This window comes from Chloroflexota bacterium (genome assembly GCA_018648225.1).
GTDB lineage: Bacteria > Chloroflexota > Anaerolineae > Anaerolineales > UBA11858 > NIOZ-UU35.
Map to the genome: position 1 here is coordinate 1 of JABGRQ010000008.1, position 2,041 is coordinate 2,041.

Annotated in this window: 2 protein-coding genes; both read left to right on the forward strand. The window is 58.1% G+C overall.

The features are described from left to right. Window positions 1-1,149 (forward strand): extracellular solute-binding protein (locus tag HN413_00070; GenBank protein MBT3388783.1); only part of this gene is annotated, 1,149 nt, incomplete at its 5' end. A gap of 6 nt (window positions 1,150-1,155) precedes the next feature. After that, the coding region (locus HN413_00075) for a carbohydrate kinase family protein (protein MBT3388784.1) at window positions 1,156-2,041 on the forward strand (886 nt) is incomplete at its 3' end.

The window sequence follows — 2,041 nt, forward strand, 5'->3', positions numbered from 1 at the left end:
GCACCCACCGAAGAGATTCCCACCGGCCCGCTGATCCTCAACTTGTGGATTCCGCTCCAATTTGACCCCCAGGGCGATTCCCCTGCCGGAAAACTGCTCGCTGCGCGCCTGGATGAATTCACCACCCGCCGTTCCGGGGTTATCATCGAAACGCGCATCAAAGATGTAGAAGGCCCCGGGGGCATCGCCGATACCCTGCGCAGCGCAAATGCCGCCGCGCCCCTGGCGCTGCCCGATCTTGTGGCGTTGCCCTACGCCACGCTGCAAAGCACCGCCGCCGAGGGTTTACTGCACCCCTTTGATGGCCTGACAGCGGTGATGGACGACCCCGATTGGTATGAATACGCCCGTCAGTTCTCACATATTCAGAACAACGTCTTTGGCATCCCTTTTGCCGGTGATGCCCTGCTGATGGTCTATCGGCCTGAAATCATCGAGTCGCCGCCCGCCAATTGGGCGGCCCTGGCCGAGCTTGGCAAACCGCTCGCTTTTGCAGCAGCAGCCCCCAACGCGCTCTTCCCACTCACGCTCTACCGCGCTTCGGGCGGATTGGTAATTGATGAGGAGGCGCATCCCGTATTGGAAGTAACGCCCCTTAGCGAAGTACTCAATTTTTTCTCACAGGGCAGTCGCAGCGGGTATTTTCCCTTCTCGCTAACCCAATTTGAAACCCAGGAACAGCTTTGGAGCGCCTATCAAGAAGGCCAGGCCGATATGGTCATCACCTGGGCATCGCGTTACCTGCAAGCACCGCTGGAAGATTCCACCCTGGCCGGGATTCCAACAGCCAACAGCATCCCCTATTCCACCGGAACCGGCTGGGCATGGGCGTTAACCAGCACCGATCCCCAACGTCAGGAGTTGGCTGCCGAGTTGGCCGAATTTCTGACCACTGCCGGATTTCTGGCCGAGTGGGATGCCGCTGCCGGGTATTTACCGCCACGCCCCAGCGCGCTGACCACCTGGGAAGACAATCCCCAACGCAATTTACTCATTCAAGTCTCGCAATCGGCACAGTTAGTCCCCACAAATGAAATTCTTGGCGCACTCAGCCCGGCGCTTAGCAGCAGCACCATCAGCGTGCTCAAAGACCAGGCCGACCCGGATACCGCTGCCCAAAGCGCCGTGGATATGCTGGTTGTGCCCTGACCCCTCATGCCCCGCATTCTTGTCTCTGGTCTGATCAATATCGAAACCACCCTGCGCGTCGATGGCTTCCCGATTCAGTATTCGCCGGTGCGCTACCCCTTTCACGGAGTCAATAGCAGCGTCTCGGGGGTTGGCTACAATCTGGCAAAAGCGCTGACCCACCTCGGCCACCGCGTCGATTTTCTCTCCATCATCGGGCAAGATTTTGCCGCCGGGCAGGTGCGCGCCACCCTGGCCGCCGACCCGATCAGCGATGACTATATTCTCAGTCAGATCCCACACACCCCGCAATCTGTCATCATTTACGATGAAAGCGGCAGGCGGCAGATCCATGTTGATCTTAAGGATATTCAGGAGCAAACCTACCCCGCGGCGCGCTTCGAGCAAGCCATGCAACGTAGCGATCTGCTGGCGTTGTGCAATATCAACTTCTCGCGCCCCATGCTGCACGCGGCCCGCAAAGCCGAGAAATTCATCGCCAGCGATGTGCATACCATCGGCGACCTGCATGACGATTACAACGCCGATTTCATGGCCGCGGCGCATATTCTCTTTATGAGCGATGAAAATCTGCCCATGCCGCCCGAAAATTGGGCCAAAGCCTTGCTGCAAACGTACGCCAACGAAATTATCGTCATTGGTCTGGGTGCCGAAGGCGCACTGCTTGCCGTGCGCAAAGACAACTTCATCGGACGCTTTCCTGCCGTGCAGGTGCGTCCCATCGTTAACACCATCGGCGCGGGCGACGCGCTTTTTTCGGCCTTCATCCATAGCTATCTGCACAACGCCAACCCCTACACAGCCATCCGCAAAGCCAATCTTTTCGCAGGCTATAAGATTGGCGCCATCTCTGCCGCAGAGGGCTTTTTGGGCGCAAATGAATTAGAAGAAC